This window comes from Cohnella hashimotonis (genome assembly GCF_030014955.1).
GTDB lineage: Bacteria > Bacillota > Bacilli > Paenibacillales > Paenibacillaceae > Cohnella > Cohnella hashimotonis.
In genome coordinates, this window is record NZ_JAGRPV010000001.1 from 6,418,451 (window position 1) to 6,435,132 (window position 16,682).

Annotated in this window: 10 protein-coding genes; 2 read left to right on the forward strand and 8 right to left on the reverse strand. The window is 61.9% G+C overall.

What is annotated here, in order from left to right; translation table 11 throughout:
- From KB449_RS25660 to KB449_RS25690, 7 genes are all read right to left on the reverse strand, one after another.
- The gene (locus KB449_RS25660) at positions 1 to 1,038 is read right to left on the reverse strand and encodes an ABC transporter ATP-binding protein (protein ID WP_282911083.1); all 1,038 of its coding nucleotides are present in this window, start codon (positions 1,036 to 1,038) and stop codon (positions 1 to 3) included.
- On the reverse strand, positions 1,019 to 2,038 hold the full coding sequence (locus KB449_RS25665) for an ABC transporter ATP-binding protein (protein ID WP_282911084.1): 1,020 nt from the start codon (positions 2,036 to 2,038) through the stop codon (positions 1,019 to 1,021). Before KB449_RS25665 ends, KB449_RS25660 begins: the two co-directional genes overlap by 20 nt.
- A 76-nt stretch (positions 2,039 to 2,114) precedes the next feature.
- Positions 2,115 to 3,023, reverse strand: coding sequence for an ABC transporter permease (locus tag KB449_RS25670; RefSeq protein ID WP_282911085.1), 909 nt, complete (start codon positions 3,021 to 3,023; stop codon positions 2,115 to 2,117).
- A 22-nt stretch (positions 3,024 to 3,045) separates the two neighbouring features.
- Complete coding sequence (locus KB449_RS25675) at positions 3,046 to 3,990, reverse strand: ABC transporter permease (RefSeq protein WP_282911086.1); 945 nt, start codon at positions 3,988 to 3,990, stop codon at positions 3,046 to 3,048.
- An 81-nt stretch (positions 3,991 to 4,071) separates the two neighbouring features.
- Positions 4,072 to 5,700 (reverse strand): ABC transporter substrate-binding protein, encoded by a 1,629-nt coding sequence (locus KB449_RS25680; protein WP_282911087.1) that lies wholly within the window; start codon positions 5,698 to 5,700, stop codon positions 4,072 to 4,074.
- A gap of 156 nt (positions 5,701 to 5,856) precedes the next feature.
- Positions 5,857 to 7,047 carry an amidohydrolase gene (locus KB449_RS25685; RefSeq protein WP_282911088.1) on the reverse strand — a complete coding sequence of 397 codons (1,191 nt, stop codon included), beginning with the start codon at positions 7,045 to 7,047 and terminating at the stop codon, positions 5,857 to 5,859.
- 18 nt (positions 7,048 to 7,065) lie between these two features.
- Positions 7,066 to 7,770, reverse strand: coding sequence for a carboxymuconolactone decarboxylase family protein (locus KB449_RS25690; RefSeq protein ID WP_282911089.1), 705 nt, complete (start codon positions 7,768 to 7,770; stop codon positions 7,066 to 7,068).
- A gap of 161 nt (positions 7,771 to 7,931) precedes the next feature.
- Here KB449_RS25690 and KB449_RS25695 point away from each other — a divergent pair, with 161 nt between their 5' ends.
- Both KB449_RS25695 and KB449_RS25700 read left to right on the forward strand, forming a co-directional pair.
- Positions 7,932 to 8,897 carry a LysR family transcriptional regulator gene (locus KB449_RS25695; RefSeq protein ID WP_282911090.1) on the forward strand — a complete coding sequence of 322 codons (966 nt, stop codon included), beginning with the start codon at positions 7,932 to 7,934 and terminating at the stop codon, positions 8,895 to 8,897.
- A gap of 129 nt (positions 8,898 to 9,026) precedes the next feature.
- Positions 9,027 to 10,382 (forward strand): LLM class flavin-dependent oxidoreductase, encoded by a 1,356-nt coding sequence (locus KB449_RS25700; RefSeq protein ID WP_282911091.1) that lies wholly within the window; start codon positions 9,027 to 9,029, stop codon positions 10,380 to 10,382.
- Positions 10,383 to 10,504: 122 nt separating this feature from the next.
- Here the strand turns inward: KB449_RS25700 and KB449_RS25705 are convergent, their stop codons facing one another.
- Positions 10,505 to 16,585 (reverse strand): immunoglobulin-like domain-containing protein, encoded by a 6,081-nt coding sequence (locus KB449_RS25705; protein WP_282911092.1) that lies wholly within the window; start codon positions 16,583 to 16,585, stop codon positions 10,505 to 10,507.
- Positions 16,586 to 16,682 lie beyond the last annotated feature (97 nt).

Below are 16,682 nucleotides of genomic sequence, written 5' to 3' on the forward strand. Positions count from 1 at the left end.
CTAGGTTAAGTGGCACGCGGCAGAATGGCCCGGCGCGACCTCGCGATAAAGCGGCGTCTCGGTCCGGCAGCGATCCATGGCAAAGGGACAACGGGTGTGAAAAGCGCAGCCGGACGGCGGATCGATCGGCGAAGGCAGATCCCCCTCAAGGACGATCCGCTCCGGCTTCGCGGTCGGATCCGGTACCGGGACGGCGGAGAGCAGCACCTGCGTGTACGGATGACGGGGATTCGCAAAAAGACTGTCCGTGTCGGCCTCTTCGACGAGCTTGCCGAGGTACATGATGCCGATACGGTCGGAGATATGCCGAACGACGGCGATGTCGTGCGCGATAAACAAATAAGTCAGCTTCAGCTCCCGCTGGAGCTTCTGCATCAGGTTGATGACCTGCGACTGGATGATGACGTCGAGGGCGGATACGGGCTCGTCGCAGATGACGATCCGGGGATTGAGGATGAGCGCCCTGGCCAGCCCGATGCGCTGCCGCTGTCCGCCCGACAGCTCGTGGGGCAGCCGATAATAATGCTCCATCTGCAAGCCGACCGTTCGCAAGATTTCCATCGCCCGATGGGTCCGCTCCTTGGCCGAACCGATGCCGTGGATCGCCAGCGGCTCCTCGAGCGCGAGGCCGACGATCCGGCGCGGATTCAGCGAGGAAAAGGGGTCCTGGAATACCATCTGCAGCTCGCGGCGGTACTTCTGCATGGCTTGGCGCGATTGCTTGAACAGATCGGCGCCCTTGTAGAACGCCTGACCTGCGGAAGGCTCCGTCAGGCGGAGCAGCGACTTGCCCAGCGTGCTCTTGCCGCAGCCGGATTCGCCGACAAGGCCGTACGTCTCGCCCTCGCGCAGCTCGAAGGAGACGCCGTCGACGGCCTTGACGACCGAGCGGCGGAAGCCCGCCTGACCGGCGACGTTATAATGCTTTTTTAGCCCCTCGACGCGCAGCAGCGGCTCACCCTTCGCGGCGGCTCGCGGCCGTGCTCGCAACTCGGCTTGCAACTCGGCTTGCGACTCCTTAACGTTCACGGTTGGCATCCGCCAGCCTCCCTTCGGCGATCTGTCCCGCGTACCAGCATCTCACCTGCGTATCGGTGCCCGGCAGCGTCTCGAGCTCGGGCATCTCGGAACGGCACCGGTCGTCCGCGAAGGCGCACCGCGAAGCGAAGCGGCAGCCCGGCGACACTTGGCCAAGCGTCGGGACGCTGCCCGGCACCGCCGGCAGCTCCTGCGTCCGGTCTCCGTCCAGCCGGGGCACGGACCGCATAAGGCCGATCGTGTACGGATGAAGCGGCTTCGCGAACAGCGTGCGCACGTCGGCGGCTTCGACCACCTGGCCCAAATACATGACGACAACGCGGGTGCACGCTTCGGCGACGACGCCAAGGTCGTGCGTGATCAGCATGACGCTCATGCCGAGTCGGCGGTTCAGGCCCGCGATCAGCTCGAGGATCTGCGCCTGGATCGTGACATCCAGCGCGGTCGTCGGCTCGTCCGCGATGAGCAGCTTTGGCTCGCAAGCAAGCGCGATCGCAATCATGACGCGCTGCCGCATGCCGCCGGACAGCTGATGCGGATACTCGCGCGCCCGGCGCTCCGGCGCGGGAATGCCGGTCATGCGCAGCAGCTCGATTGCGCGCGCCGCGGCCTCCTTCTTGCCGATCGGCCGGTGCAGCCGGAGCGTCTCGACGATCTGCTGTCCGACCGTATGGACGGGATTCAGCGAGCTGAGCGGATCTTGGAAAATCATCGAGATCTCGTTGCCGCGAATGTCGCGCATCTGCTTCGGCGACAATCGCAGCAGGTCCGTGCCGTCGTAGTCGATCTCGCCTTCATAGCTGGCGAGACGCTTCTCGTCGAACAGCCGCAGCACCGACTGGGCGGTCGCGCTCTTGCCGCAGCCGGATTCGCCGACGATGCCGACGATCTCGCCCTTGCCCACGTCGAACGATACGCCGTCCACCGCGGCCAGCCGGCCCCGCTCCGTGTGAAAGTATGTTCTCAGTCCTCTGATGCGTAAAAGGGGTTCGGCCGACATGCGCATCCTCCTCTCTCTGGCTCGCGTGCATCTTCTCTATCGCAACCGGCAGAGCGCTTTGCCCCTGCCCTCAAAATCAGCGCTTCTTGCCCGACCTGCGCGAATGGGGATCGAGCAGATCTCGCAGCCCGTCGCCGAACAGGTTCATCCCGAGCACGACGACGACGAGCGCGAGGCCGGGGAACACGACCATCCAGGACGAATTGTAAATGAACATTTTGCCGTCGGAGAGCAGGTTCCCGAGACTCGGCGTCGGCGCGGGAATGCCCGCTCCGAGGAAGCTCAGCGCCGCTTCGACGATGATCGCCTCGGCGAAGACGAACGTCCCCTGCACGATCAGCGCGGACAAGGCGTTCGGCATGATGTGCTTCCAGATGATCCGGGTATGGGAAGCGCCCAGCGCGTGCATCGCCTCAACGTAGGTTTGCTCCTTGGCGACCAGTACGGACGAGCGGACGATGCGCGCGATCGAAGGGACGAACACGATGATCAGGCAGACGATCAGATTGCCGACGCTCGGTCCGAGCGCCGCCATCATGGCGATCGCGAGGAGAACCGCCGGGAAGGCGAAAAGGCCGTCCATGACGCGCATCAGAATCTGGTCGAGCCATTTGAAGTAACCGGCGTAGAGGCCGATGACAAGTCCGATCGCCGAAGCGCCCGCGGCGACGGCGAACCCGACCTCGGCGGACATCCGCGTGCCGTAAACGACCCGCGTCAGCAGGTCCCGGCCGAAGTTGTCCGTGCCCAGCGGGAATGCGGCGCTCGGCGCCTTGAGCCGATTAATGACGTCGAGGGCATAAGGGTCCCCGCCCGCGATCCACGGCGCGAACAGCGACACCAAGGCAACGATCGCGATGAGCGCGCCGCCCGCCACGACCGGCTTGTTCGCCAGGAAGCGCCGCGCGAACAGCCGCCGGTTCTCCCGCTTCAGGCGCAGCCGCCCGGCCGCGATCTCGGCCGCTTCCGTTTCCAGTGAGCGCATAGGGTCTCCTCCTTTCCCTCCGTTATTTGAGCCGGATCCGCGGATCGACGGCCGCGTACAGCAGGTCCACGACAAGATTGACGAGCACGTACGCGAAGGCGACGAACAGCACGACGCCCTGGATGACCGCGTAGTCCCTTCGCTGCACCGAGTTGACGAGCATTTGCCTCATCCCCGGAATGTTAAAAATGGACTCGATGACGGCCGCGCCCGCGATCAGCGTCCCGAACGAGCCGCCGACGACGGTCAGGATCGGCAGAAGCGCGTTGCGCAGGACGTGCTTGTAGACGATGCCCCGTTCGCTCACGCCCTTGGCCAACGCCGTCTTGACGAAGCTCTCGTTCATCGCCTCAAGCATGGAGGCCCGGGTGACTCTCGCTAGCAAGGCGGCCTGGACGATGCCCAGCGACACGGCGGGCAGGATCAAATATTTAAGATGCGTCCACAGCCCGTCGGAGAGCGGTTTGTAGCCCGATACGGGCAGCCACTTGAGTTGGACCGAGAACAGCAGCACGGTGAACATGCTGAGCACGAAGCCCGGCACCGTAATCCCGAACAGGGAAAAGCCCGTGAGCGCCTTGTCCGACAGCGATCCCTGGCGGGAAGCGGCGCGGATGCCGAGCGGCACCGCGACGGCGACGGCGACGATCTCGGCCAGCACGGCGAGCGAGAAGGTCGGCCCGAGATGCTCGGCCAGCGCCTCGGAGACCGGCTGCCGCATGAAGAACGAATCGCCCAGGTTGCCCTGGAAAGCATGGCCGACCCACCGCGCGTATTGCGGAAGCAGCGGCAGATTAAGGCCGAGCTGCTCCCGCAGCGCCTCGATCGTCTCCGGACTCGCCCCGTCGCCGAGCATGACGGCGGCCGGATCGCCGGGAATCAGGTAGATGATCAAGAATACGATGACGGACAACACGAAGAGCACGGGGACCGTGGCCAGCAGCCGTCTTGCGATATAGAACGCCATCCTTCGCCCCTCCTTCGGGTTGCGTCTGCTAAGAACAAGGGCCGCATGAGCGCCTGTCGGCATCCATGCGGCGTGCTTGTCTTACTTCGCCAGCTTCGTATTGGCCAGGTTCGGATAACCCGCCAGCGTCGTGAGTCCCGTCAGCTTATCCCGCGTCGCGCTCTGGGAGTATGTGTCGCCGATCTTGACCGCCGCGAGATATTCCCATTCGTACTGCTGCAGCGCATCGTTCGCCGTCTTGATCTCTTCGTCCGTGGAAGCCGCGGTGAGCTGCTTGGTGAGCTCGGCCAGCTTGGCATCGTCGGCGAACCCGTACGTCGGGTTCAGATAGAGCAGCTGCGAAGGCGTCGACGGCATCGTGAACAGTCCGACGTAGATGTCCCAAGCGTTGGCGTCCGCGCGCTTCTTGAGCAGCGTCGCAAAGTCGTTGATGTCCAGCTTCGTCTTGACGCCGATCGACTCGAGCTCCTTCTGCACGACGATCGTCGCGTTGTAGAACGAGCCGCCGAGCTCCTTGGTCGTGAGCAGCGTCACTTCCTGCCCGTTGTAGCCAGCTTCTTGAAGCAACTGCTTCGCCTTGTCCGCGTTTTTCTGGTTATAATTTTCCTTGCCGGCTTCGCTGTACCAGGTTTTATTCTCCGGATACATGTAACTCGGGTTCAGACGGTACAGATCAGGCGAGTTCACCGTGCCGAGCAGAATCTCGTCGGCGTCCAGCACGGCCGCAACGGCCTCGCGGTACTTAACGTTCGAGAACAGCGGCGACTTCTTGTTGAATACGAGGTTGATGTCGGAGCCGAGGTTCTTGTTCAGCTTCACGTCGGACAGGCCTTGCACTTGCGGCAGGTTGTCCAGCGAGACGTCGACGTAATCGTAAGTGCCCGCGAGGAACGAGGAGAAGCGCGTCGCGCTGTCCGTTACGATGTCGAAGTAGACGTCTTTCAGGAAGGCTTCCTTTTTGCCCGACAGGCCAGACGGCTCTGCGGATACCGGCTGGTAGTCGTCGAACTTGGCCACGTGTACATATTGGTCCTGCTTCCACTCGACGAACTTGAACGGTCCCGTGCCGATATATTCCTTGACGCCGTCCGGTCCGGCCGCCTCGACGACCTCCTTCGGCATGATCGCGGCGTTGTTCAGCACGTGGCTCAGCTGGGCGAGAATGTCGTTGCGCGGTTCGCCGAGCGCCAGCTCGACCGTATACTCGTCCTTGGTCTTGAATTCGGAATCGCCCAGCGAGGCTTGCGCCCGTCCGGTGACCGACTTCCAGCGGTTCAGGGAGGCGACGACGTCCTCGGCCTTCATCTCCTTGCCGTTGTGGAACTTGACGCCGTGGCGCAGGTGGAACGTGTAGGTCTTGCCGTCCTCGCTCAGATCGTACGATTCGGCGAGCATCGGCACCGGCTTGAAGTTGGCGTCGAAGGCGAACAGTCCTTCGAAAATGTTGAGCGTCACGTAGACGTTCGTATTGAGCGCCAGGTGCGGGTCGAGCGTCGGCACCTGCTGCGCGAGCGGGAACCGAAGCTCGGTCGCGAGATCGGCCGCTGCAGGCTCGGCCGAAGCCGCAGTGCCCGTCGACGCGCCGGCGGAAGCCCCCGCCGATGCCGAGCCGGAAGAGCCGGCGTTGTTATTGTTCGAAGAGCAGCCGTAGACGGCGAATAACGCGATAACGAGCAGCGCCGTCAGGAGGTTGCGATACTTTTTATTCATTCGAGTTCTCCCCTTGTCTGAATTTCTACAAATCCGACTTCTGTAAAACTTATAATTCCAACTTGTTTAATTGGTTTTATAAAAGCAATAATAGCGGATCTTGTCGAAGTTGTACATTAAAATCTATTAATCGCAGCTATTAATAAAAGTAAACTATCATTCGTCCCACGCGAGCAGCTTCTCCGCGGCACGCACGAACAACCTTGCGCCGATCTCGAGCGCAGACTCGTCGAAGTCGAATTTAGGATGATGGTGCGGGTACATGATCCCCTTGTCCGCGTTGCCGGCGCCGATGTTGACGAACGTACCGGGCGCTTTCTGCTGATAAGCGGAAAAGTCCTCGCCGCTCATGCCCGGCGGCGTGTGCACGACGGCATCCGCGCCGACCAGCCCGACGGCGGCTTCCTCCAGGATTCGGGTCAGCGTCTCGTCGTTCACCACCGGACGGTAGCCGAGCACGTAGTCGAATTCGTATTCGGCGCCGTGCGCGGCCGCGATGCCCTGCACGATCCGCAGCAGCTGCTCCTTCGCGTCCTGCCGCACCTGCTCGCCGAAGCTGCGGACGGTCCCCTTCAGCACGGCCGAATCGGGAATAACGTTGTGGGAGGCTCCTGCGGTGAACTGGGTGACGGAAACGACGAGCCGGTCGAGCGGATTCGTATACCTTGACACGATATGCTGCAGGTTGGACACGATCTGCGCGCCGATCGCGATCGTGTCGACCGCCCGGTGCGGAAAGCCGGCATGACCGCCGTAGCCCTTGATCACGATCGTGAAGTTGTCGGGCGAAGCGGCCATGTCTCCGTAAGCGACGCCGATCTGGCCGACCGGCAGCTGCGAAGCCAGATGCTCGCCGAACACCCAGTCGACGCCGTCCATGACGCCCGCTTCGACCAGCTCGATCGCGCCGCCCGGCGGCAGCTCCTCGGCATGCTGGAAGATCAGGCGGATCTCGCCGTGCAGCCGACCCCTCCTTGCCGCCAGCAGCTTGGCCGCGGCCAGCAGCATCGCCGTATGGCCGTCATGCCCGCAGGCATGCATGACGCCCGGATTGCCGGAGGCGTACGGAAGTCCCGTCTCCTCGGCGATCGGCAGCGCGTCCATGTCCGCGCGCAGGGCCAGCGTCCGCCCGGGCTTCGGGCCGATCAGGCGCGCCACGACGCTCGTCGGCGTCGGCCGGCTGAGCTGAAGACCCTCGATGCCGGACAGAACCTCTTCCACGTAACGAGCCGTATCGACTTCCTTGAAGGACAGCTCGGGGTTCGCGTGGAGATGCCTTCTCCAGGCCACCAGCTGCTCCTTAAGACCTTCCGGCCATTCCTCGAATCGCTGCGTCGTTTCGCTCATCTCCCCGGCCCCCTTCCGTTATTCTCTCTCGAACGCCTGCAAGGCGTTCACGCGGTGCGCCATTGCGGATCCGGCCTTTAGCACGGTCGCGACGAGCGTCGTTTCCGCCAGCTCCTCGATCGTGATGCCGGCATCCTTGGCCTTGCGCGTGAAAATCTCGATCGAATAGGCGTTGCCCTCGGCGAGCGATGCGCCGACGGCGATCAGCAGCTTTTCCTTCTCGGCGATGCGCCCGCTCCGCAGCGAGATATGCACGAATTCGTGGAAGCCGTTGTACAGCGCCTCATTCGCATCCTCGAGCTTCTCGGCCAGCTCGATGTTCGACAGCGGGTACAGATCTGCCTCCTGGCTGCCCGCAAACGCTTTGAGCGCATTCGCGCCGTTGAAAAACGCGGAGTGGGCCTTAACCGCCGCAGCGACCGTGACCGATTCGAAGATCTCTTCGAACGAGGTCTGCTCCGCCTTGGATTTGCCGACGTGCGCTTCGATGCAGTACGGGCATCCCGTGATGTGGGAGACGGCGACGGCGATCAGTTCCTTCGTCTTGACCGACAGCTCGCCGGCGGCGAGCGCTTGTTTGTTGAATTCGCCGAACGACTTGAAGCCTTCCGGGGCGTAGCCGAAGATTTTGGCCGAGAAGCTCGGCGAGTGGCGCACGTACAGGCTTTCGCCGCCGGCTGCTGCGCCGTTTGCAGGGGATGTCGCGTTGGATGCATTCGTCATGATGGATAACCTCGCTCTATGGAATTTTTAATTCATTGTAATCCGCTTGGATTATTCGAGAACATGTCTGTTATAATAGAGCAAAAGGCTGGGCTTGTATAATTGATATGTATAAAGCGTTCCTTTAAAAATATTTAACTGTCAGAAAGAGGGCGGCCCCCGTGGAGATTCGGCTTATCAAAACCTTTCAGACGATCGTGAAGCTCGGCAACTTCCAGCGGGCTGCCGAAGCGCTGCAGTATTCGCAGCCGACCATCACGATCCAGATCAAAAAGCTCGAGGAGGAGCTCGGCGTCAAGCTGTTCGAGCGCGGCAAGACGATCACGCTGACGACGGCGGGCCGGCTGTTCCACGAACGGGCGGACTCCTTGCTGCGCGAATACGACGACCTGAACGTCGCGCTCGTCGACTATATCAAGGGCGAGGCGGGCCTTGTGCGCATCGGTGCTTCGGAGCCTTCGGCCAGCAACCGGGTGCCCGAGATTCTCGCCGCCTTCACCAAGCTTAAGTCGAAGGTGCAGGCCAAGGTGACGATCGGCACGACGAAGGAGCTCGCCGGCATGCTGCTCGAGGACCGGATCGACCTCGCCTTGTGCAACCAGCCGGAGCCTCATTTGGAGCTTGCATTTCACCCTCTAATGAACGAGACCTTCAAGCTGATCGTGCCGGACGACCATCCGCTGGCCGCGCGGGACGACATCCGCCTCCGGGATCTGCAGGACGAAAAGTTCCTGTTCACGCCCGGCTCCTGCGCCTTCCGCATCCGGATCGAAGAGATGATCACAAAGCAGATTGGCAAACTGCGTCAGAGCAGCATCGAGGTTGCCGGCATCACCGCGATCAAGTACTTCGTGCAGTCCAGGCTCGGCATCGCCTTGGCGCCCGAGGTGGCCGTAACGCCGGCGATCCCCGGAACCGCCGTCAAGGACGTGGCGGATTTGTCCGACGGCCCTTCGCTCGGCATTTTGACCCGCCGCAGCGCGTCATCCACGAGCCGGATCAGCCTGGAGCTGGTCGAGGAGATCAAGCGGATCTATGCCCCGCGCGGACTGGCGCAGGCTGACGGACCGGTACGGGCTGGCGAACAAGCGCAAGCCGGCGGGCAGGCGCGAGCTGCGGGAATTTAACGTTGCTAAACTCCGCGTTTAGTTCTTTCTATTGTACTTTCGGCCCGCGGTCCTCTATCCTCTCTAGTTAATGACGTGAATTCCGAGTGAATCGCAAGGCATTCGGATGGGAAGGATCGGTGGACGAGGATGAAAAAAATCCATTTGGGCATTTTCGATATCAATACGCTGAATCAGATGACGCAGGGCTTGTGGGCGCATCCGGACAATCAGTCCTACCGGTACAAGGAGCTGTCATTCTGGATCGAGCTCGCGCAAATTTTGGAGCGGGGACTTTTCGACTTCATGTTTTTCGCCGACTCTTACGGCTATCCGAATCACAAGACGGAGCTGACATACCGGGAGGCGGTCTATGCGCCTTCGAACGATCCGATGCTGCTCATCCCCGCGCTGGCCGCGGCGACCAAACACCTGGCTTTCGTCACGACGGCGTCCCCCGTCTACGAGCTGCCGTTCCCCAACGCGCGCCGGTTCTCGACGCTCGACCATCTGACGGGCGGCCGCATCGGCTGGAACGTCGTCGCCACCGGCGGCATCAGCGGCGCGGAGGCGTTCGGCCGCAGCGGCATTCTGCCTCACGACGAGCGCTACGAGCAGGCCGAGGAGTTCATGGCGGCCAGCTACAAGCTGCTCGAGGGGAGCTGGGAGGACGGCGCCGTCGAAGCGGACAAGGACAGACGGTTCTACGCCGATGCGTCCAAAGTGCACATCGTCCGGCATGAAGGCCCCTACTACAAGATGACCGCCGCTCATTCGAGCGAGCCGTCGGTCCAGCGGACGCCCGTGCTGTTCCAGGCCGGCAGCTCCAACAGAGGACGGGACTTTGCCGCCAAGCACGCAGAGGGCGTGTTTTTGAAGGCGCCGACGGCAGAGGCGCTGCGGGCGCAGGTGCAGGACATCCGCCGCAGGGCGGCGGGCTACGGCAGACGGCCGGAGCAGATCAAGATTTTCACCGGCCTGTCGGCCGTCGTCGGCAGGACGCGCCAGGAAGCCGAGCTGAAGCTGGCATCGTACAGACAATATGCCAGCCGCGAGGCGGCGCTGCTGACCTACGAGAACTCAACGGGCATCGATCTGTCGGCGCTCGATCCGGATGCTCCGTTTACCAATGTGAATACCGAGCAGGGCCGGACGCATACGGAGCGATATACGAAGCACAGCGGCGGCGTGAAAACCGTGCGTGAGGTGGCGGACAATTTCGCGTCCAAGGAATTCCGGGGCATTACGGTGGCCGGCACGGCGGAGGATATCGCGGACGCCATGCAGTATTGGGTGGAGGAAACCGGCGTGGACGGCTTTAACCTGGAGCGCTACGTGCTGCCCGGCGGCCATCGGGACTTCGTCGATCTTGTCGTGCCGGAGCTGCAAAAACGCGGCATGTTCCGAGAGCGTTACGAGGAGTCGACCTTGCGCGAGCGGCTGTTCGGCAAAGGCGAAGCCCGCCTGCCGGACACGCATCCGGGTGCGGAATACCGGCGGCTTTGAGGAAAATGGTGGTCCAAAAGCGCGTCTAACGAGGAATTTCCGTGGACAAAAGCCATCGCCGCCGCAAGCAAAAAGGACGAAGCGGGTAAACCCCGTTTCGTCCTTTTGCTTGTCTCAGCGCCTCAATCCGTACCGGAAGCGCTCTGATTGTTTTCGATCCCCGTCAAGGTCTTGCCGTAAGTCGCCGTCGGGTACCAGCTGCTATTGTAATAGAGCAAAAGCGAGGAAGCAGCGGACTTGCTCTTCGTGGCGAAGACGAAGCGCCCGCCCGATTCCGACACATCGACCACTTCGGACAGCTTCCTGCCGCTGCCGTCGCTCGCGGTCGCATTGTTGAACAAATCGATCATTTGACCGGAATTACGATAAGGGTCTGCCCCGTTCCATACCTCGAGCACGACCACATACGTATGGCTGACATCCGTGCCATCGACCCGGAAGTACAATGCCGTCGTAGTTTCGTTGATGTTGTAATTAAGATAATAATTGGCTTTGCCGACCACGACGGCCGGCAGACCGACGCGCTTGACGGTGACGGTGAACGTCTTGGATTGCGAGGCCCCGTCCGCTCTCGTGACAGTAGCAGTCAGGTGGACCTCGACATCCGATGCGCTATGGGCCGGCTGCGTCACGCTGCCCGTCACCGAGTCGATCGCCGCTTCATCCGAGCTCCATGTGATCGTCGTTCCGTATTTTCCTGACGTGCTAAGGTCAAGATTCGTCCTAACGTCACCCAGTCCCGTATTGGCGAGACGGATCGAATCCGCAGTAAGCGCCGCGTATGCCGCAGCGATCGCTTCGTCGTCGGTCGGATCGACACGCAGCACCGTCACAGGAATCGTGACCGTCTGCGGCGTGCCCCCTTCCTTCGAGACGACTGCGGTCAAAGTCACTGCCGTGTCGTCCGCTGTAAAGGCCGCGCGCGTCACTTCTCCCGTAACCGCGTCAATCGCCGCGTTATCCGAACTCCAGGCGATCGTCGTCCCGTATGTGCCTGCGGCAGCCAGACGAAGCGCTGACGTCACCGTACTCAAGGACGGGTTATTTTGAACGATCGCGACTGCAAGAGAGGCTGCGTCGGCCGCGATCGCTTCCTGTACGGACGGATCGACAGCCTTTACGGTGATATGGAACACCTTGGTCTGATCTGCTGCGCCCTCCAGCGAGATCGTAGCGGTCAAATTCACCACGGCATCTCCCGCCCCAAACGCCGGCCGCGTCACCATGCCCGTAGATGCATCGATGGCGGAACTGTCCGAGCTCCAGGAGATTGCCGTGCCGCCTATACCGTTCGTTGCCAGATTCAGCGTCGTCTTGACGGACGACAGCGCAACGTTGTCTTCTCGAATCGTATCCGCCGTCAGCGCACTTGCAGCGGCCGCAACGATATCGTCAGCCGTCTCTTCCAACTTAAGTACCGTGACGGCGATCGTCTTGGAGGCATCCGCGCCTCCCGCCTTGGAGATTGTCGCCGTGAGATGCACGATCAGATCGCCCTTCAGATAGCCGGGACGAGTCACCGCGCCCGTCGCCGCATCGATCGCCGCATTGTCCGAACGCCAGACGATTGTCGTGTCCCTTGCACCGCTCGTCGGCAGCTCAAGATTCGTCGTTATTTCGTACTGGCTTACGTTTTCGCCCAGAATAGCATCGGCTGTGAGAGACTCGAACGCAGTCTCTATTGCGTCATCCGCCGTCTCGTCCTGCTTGACCACGATTACGGTGAACGTCTTCGTCAAACTCGTGCCGCCTGTCTTGGATATCGTCGCCGTCAGGGTCGCAGTCGCATTGCCCTTGTTGTAGGACGGACGCGCGACCGCACCCGTGCTCGCATTGATTGCCGGACTGTCAGAGCTCCAGGTTATTGTCGTCCCCGCCGCGCCGGATGCCTTCAGATCAAGCGCGGTAGTTACGGCGTTCAAGTCTGGATTGAGCCCTAAAATCGTATCCGCATCAAGCGCCGCACGGGCGGCCGCAATGGCCTCGTCCGCCGTCTGATCGAGCTTGCGCACGCTAACTGTAAACGCTTTGGTTTGCTCTGACCCGCCTTCTTTGCGGAATGTTGCGGTCAGAATAACCGTCTTATCGCCCATACCGTAGGAGGGGCGCACGACCATCCCGTCCGTCGCTATAACGGTCGGCATGTCCGAGCTCCAGGATATCGTCGTGCCCTGCTCGCCCGTCGTCGGCAGCGTCAACGCCGTCGTCACGTTGCCGATCGTCGCGTTGGCTCCGCGGATCACGCTATCCGTCAAGGCGGAAGCAGCAGCCGCGATGGCGGAATCTACCGTGCTCTGATTATTCGTGAAGCCGGTTAACGTAGAACCGTAAGTGGCGGTCGGCCACCAGCTGCTATTGTAATAAACCTTGATCATCGAAGCCGCCGACTTGCTTTTGGTCGTGATCTGGAATCGTCCTCCGATGTCAGTGATCGTGGCCACACTCGACAGTTGGCGACCCGTGCCGTCCGTCGATTCCGCCGATTCCAGCAGCGCAATCATCTGGGCGGACGTCCTATACTCGGCCAAGTCTGCGTTCCAGACACTGATATCCTTCACGTACGTGTGGCTGGCATCAATGCCGTCCACCTGGATGTACAACGCCGTCGTCGTGCCGTTAATGTTATACCAAAGGTAATAGCCTTTTGATGCGCTCAGGATCGCCGGAAGCCCGTCTTTCTTGATGATGACGATGAACGTTTTCGTAAGCGCAGTGCCGTCTTTCTTGGAAATGACAGCCGTCAAAGTCACCTCGACATCGCCCGCTGCGTTGTTCGGACGCGTGACAATTCCCGTCTCCGGATCTACTGCGTCACTGCCGGAGCTCCAGACGATCGTCGTGCCATGCGCGCCAGACGTTTCCAGCGTCAAGTCGGTCGTAATCGCGTCCAGTGCGTCATTGTCGCCCAGGATGGATGCCGCGGTCAGCGCCGCCTTGGCTGCCGCGATCGCTTCGTCCGCGGTCTCGTCGAGCTTGAGCGCCGTGATCTCGAATGTCTTCGTCGCAGTCGTGCCGCCAGCCTTCGTAATCGTAGCGGTCAGCGTCGCCGTGACGTCGCCCGTGGTGAAGCTCGGGCGCTTTACTTCGCCGGTGGAAGCGTCGATCGCCGCATTGTCCGAGCTCCAGGCGATCGTCGTGCCATGCGTGCCGGACGTTTCCAGCATCAGATCGGACGTGACGGCTGACAGCGTGTCATTGTCGCCCAGGATGGATGCCGCGGTCAGCGCCGCCTTGGCTGCCGCGATCGCTTCGTCCGCGGTCTCGTCGAGCTTGAGCACCGCGATCGCGAATGTTTTCGTGGCCGTTGTGCCGCCAGACTTCGTAATCGTAGCGGTCAGCGTCGCCGTGACGTCGCCCGCCGTGAAGCTCGGGCGCTTTACTTCGCCGGTGGAAGCGTCGATCGCCGCACTGTCCGAGCTCCAGGCGATCGTCGTGCCATGCGCGCCGGACGTTTCCAGCATCAGATCGGACGTGACGGCTGACAGCGTGTCATTGTCGCCCAGGATGGATGCCGCGGTCAGCGCCGCCTTGGCTGCCGCGATCGCTTCGTCCGCGGTCTCGTCGAGCTTGAGCACCGCGATCGCGAATGTTTTCGTGGCCGTCGTGCCGCCAGCCTTCGTAATCGTAGCGGTCAGCGTCGCCGTGACGTCGTCCGCCGTGAAGCTCGGGCGCTTTACTTTGCCGGTGGAAGCGTCGATCGCCGCACTGTCCGAGCTCCAGACGATCGTCGTGCCATGCGCGCCGGACGTTCCCAGCATCAGATCGGACGTGACGGCTGACAGCGTGTCATTGTCACCCAGGATGGATGCCGCGGTCAGCGCCGCCTTGGCTGCCGCGATCGCTTCATCTGCAGTCTCGTCGAGCTTGAGTACCGCGATCGCGAATGTTTTCGTCGCCGTCGTGCCGCCAGCCTTCGTAATCGTAGCGGTCAGCGTCGCCGTGACGTCGCCCGCCGTGAAGCTCGGGCGCTTTACTTCACCGGTGGAAGCGTCGATCGCCGCACTGTCCGAGCTCCAGGCGATCGTCGTGCCATGCGCGCCGGACGTTTCCAGCATCAGATCGGACGTGACGGCTGACAGCGTGTCATTGTCGCCCAGGATGGATGCCGCGGTCAGCGCCGCCTTGGCTGCCGCGATCGCTTCGTCCGCGGTCTCGTCGAGCTTGAGCACCGCGATCGCGAATGTTTTCGTGGCCGTTGTGCCGCCAGACTTCGTAATCGTAGCGGTCAGCGTCGCCGTGACGTCGCCCGTAGTGAAGCTCGGGCGCTTCACTTCGCCGGTGGAAGCGTCAATCGCCGCACTGTCGGCGCTCCAGGCGATCGTCGTGCCATGCGCGCCGGACGTTTCCAGCGTCAGGTCGGTCGTAATCGCAGCCAATGCGTCATTGTCGCCCAGGATGGAGTCAGCGATCAGCGCCGCCTTGGCTGCCGCAATGGCCTCGTCAGGAGACAGCGTCGGCGTTGGGGTTGCACTCGGCGTTGCGCTCGGCGTTGCGCTTGGCGTTGCGCTCGGTGTCGCACTCGGCGTCGCGCTCGGTGTCGCACTCGGCGTTGCGCTTGGCGTCGCACTCGGCGTTGCGCTCGGTGTCGCACTCGGCGTTGCGCTTGGTGTCGCACTCGGCGTTGCGCTCGGCGTCGCACTTGGCGTTGCGCTCGGTGTCGCACTCGGTGTCGCACTCGGCGTTGCGCTCGGTGTCGCACTCGGCGTTGCGCTCGGTGTCGCGCTTGGTGTCGCACTCGGTGTCGCACTTGGCGTTGCGCTCGGTGTCGCACTCGGTGTCGCACTCGGCGTTGTGCTCGGCGTTGCGCTGGGTGTCGCACTCGGCGTTGCACTCGGCGTTGCACTCGGTGTCGCACTCGGCGTTGCGCTCGGTGTCGCACTCGGCGTTGCGCTCGGCGTCGCACTTGGCGTTGCGCTCGGTGTCGCACTCGGCATTGTGCTCGGCGTTGCCGTTGGCGTTGCGCTCGGTGTCGGTGTCGCGCTCGGCGCAACTGTTGGCGTCACCGTCTCTCCTCCGCCTCCGCCTCCGCCATTCGGTGCAAGCGTCGGTGTCGGTGTCGCTCCGGCAGATGTCTGTGTCTGCTCAGGCGGTTTTTCAAACGTCGCGCCCGCCGTGTTCACGGTAGCCAGCACAATCGTCCCTTGACCCAGCACTTTGACGATCGCGTTCAGAACGAGCGACTGAACCACCGTTCCCTCCGGCACGTCCACTTGAATTTGCTGCGAACTGACGTTAATCGTATTAAATGAGCCGATCAGCGTCACCTTTGAATTTTCAGGCAGATCGGCACTCATATCGATATCCCCGAAGCCAGTGCCTGTAGCGTTTACTTCTTGAAGCGTCGCAGGCGTATTCACCTTGACGAGCGCCACGGTCGTAGATCCCTCCGAGACAATCCGAACGATGCCCGTTCCGGATGTCTTGTCGATAATGATGTCGACAAGCGTAGAGTTGTTAAAGTGAATACTGTGCTCGCCGCCGCCCTGCACGGTGACATGCCCCTTCACCGTAACTTGGTTCAGGACGGCGTCGCCCTCGCCGATGCCCTCCCCGAGCAACAGGTCGCCATTGATGACCATGTTCTGCAGCGTGACACCTGCCGTATTGACGACAACGTTCTTGTTGATCGTCTCAACGCCGGTCTCCGGGCCGTACGTGCCGGGAACGTCATACGCGATCGTACGCGACTTGAGGGCGCGATCCAATAGGACGACCGCCTCCGCACGCGTCATAGCGGCCGCCGGCTTGAAGGTCATATCGCCGTAGCCCTTCATGAGACCGCCTTCGACGACTTGCCCGACCGCCGCCTTGCTCCAGCTGCCGATGCGGTCCGCATCCTTAAAGCCGGAGACCGTTGCGCCGTCCTTCGCTTGCAAGTTCAGCAGGCGGCTCAGCATGACAGCCGCTTCCTGCCGCTGAACCGGCTTGTCCGGTCCGAAGGTTCCGTTCGCATAGCCCGTGATGTATCCGGCTTTGACCGCTGCGGCCGCTTCGGGATAAATCCAGCTTGTCGCGCTTACGTCGGCAAATTCCACATCCGACTTTCCAGCAAAACCGAACGCACGATTAGCCAGCGCGATGAACTCGGCTCTGGAAATAGATTGATCAGGTTTGAACGCCCCGTTTTGATAGCCCTGAACAAGCCCCCTGTTTATCCAATCCGTCAGCTCGCCCTCCGCCCAGTGGCCTCGGATGTCCGACACAGAAGCAGTCGCCTGCGTGCTGGCCGCGAAAGCGGAACCGAACGGTGCGACAAGCATACATATTAATAGCAATCCGACTAGTAATTTAGATGACCTG

What these genes read in the sequence shown, in the direction of transcription:
- KB449_RS25660 (WP_282911083.1), bottom strand. Translation starts at nt 1,038, where the DNA reads ATGCCAACCGTGAACGTTAAGGAGTCGCAAGCCGAGTTGCAAGCCGAG.
- KB449_RS25665 (WP_282911084.1), bottom strand. Translation starts at nt 2,038, where the DNA reads ATGTCGGCCGAACCCCTTTTACGCATCAGAGGACTGAGAACATACTTT.
- KB449_RS25670 (WP_282911085.1), bottom strand. Translation starts at nt 3,023, where the DNA reads ATGCGCTCACTGGAAACGGAAGCGGCCGAGATCGCGGCCGGGCGGCTG.
- KB449_RS25675 (WP_282911086.1), bottom strand. Translation starts at nt 3,990, where the DNA reads ATGGCGTTCTATATCGCAAGACGGCTGCTGGCCACGGTCCCCGTGCTC.
- KB449_RS25680 (WP_282911087.1), bottom strand. Translation starts at nt 5,700, where the DNA reads ATGAATAAAAAGTATCGCAACCTCCTGACGGCGCTGCTCGTTATCGCG.
- KB449_RS25685 (WP_282911088.1), bottom strand. Translation starts at nt 7,047, where the DNA reads ATGAGCGAAACGACGCAGCGATTCGAGGAATGGCCGGAAGGTCTTAAG.
- KB449_RS25690 (WP_282911089.1), bottom strand. Translation starts at nt 7,770, where the DNA reads ATGACGAATGCATCCAACGCGACATCCCCTGCAAACGGCGCAGCAGCC.
- KB449_RS25700 (WP_282911091.1), top strand. Translation starts at nt 9,027, where the DNA reads ATGAAAAAAATCCATTTGGGCATTTTCGATATCAATACGCTGAATCAG.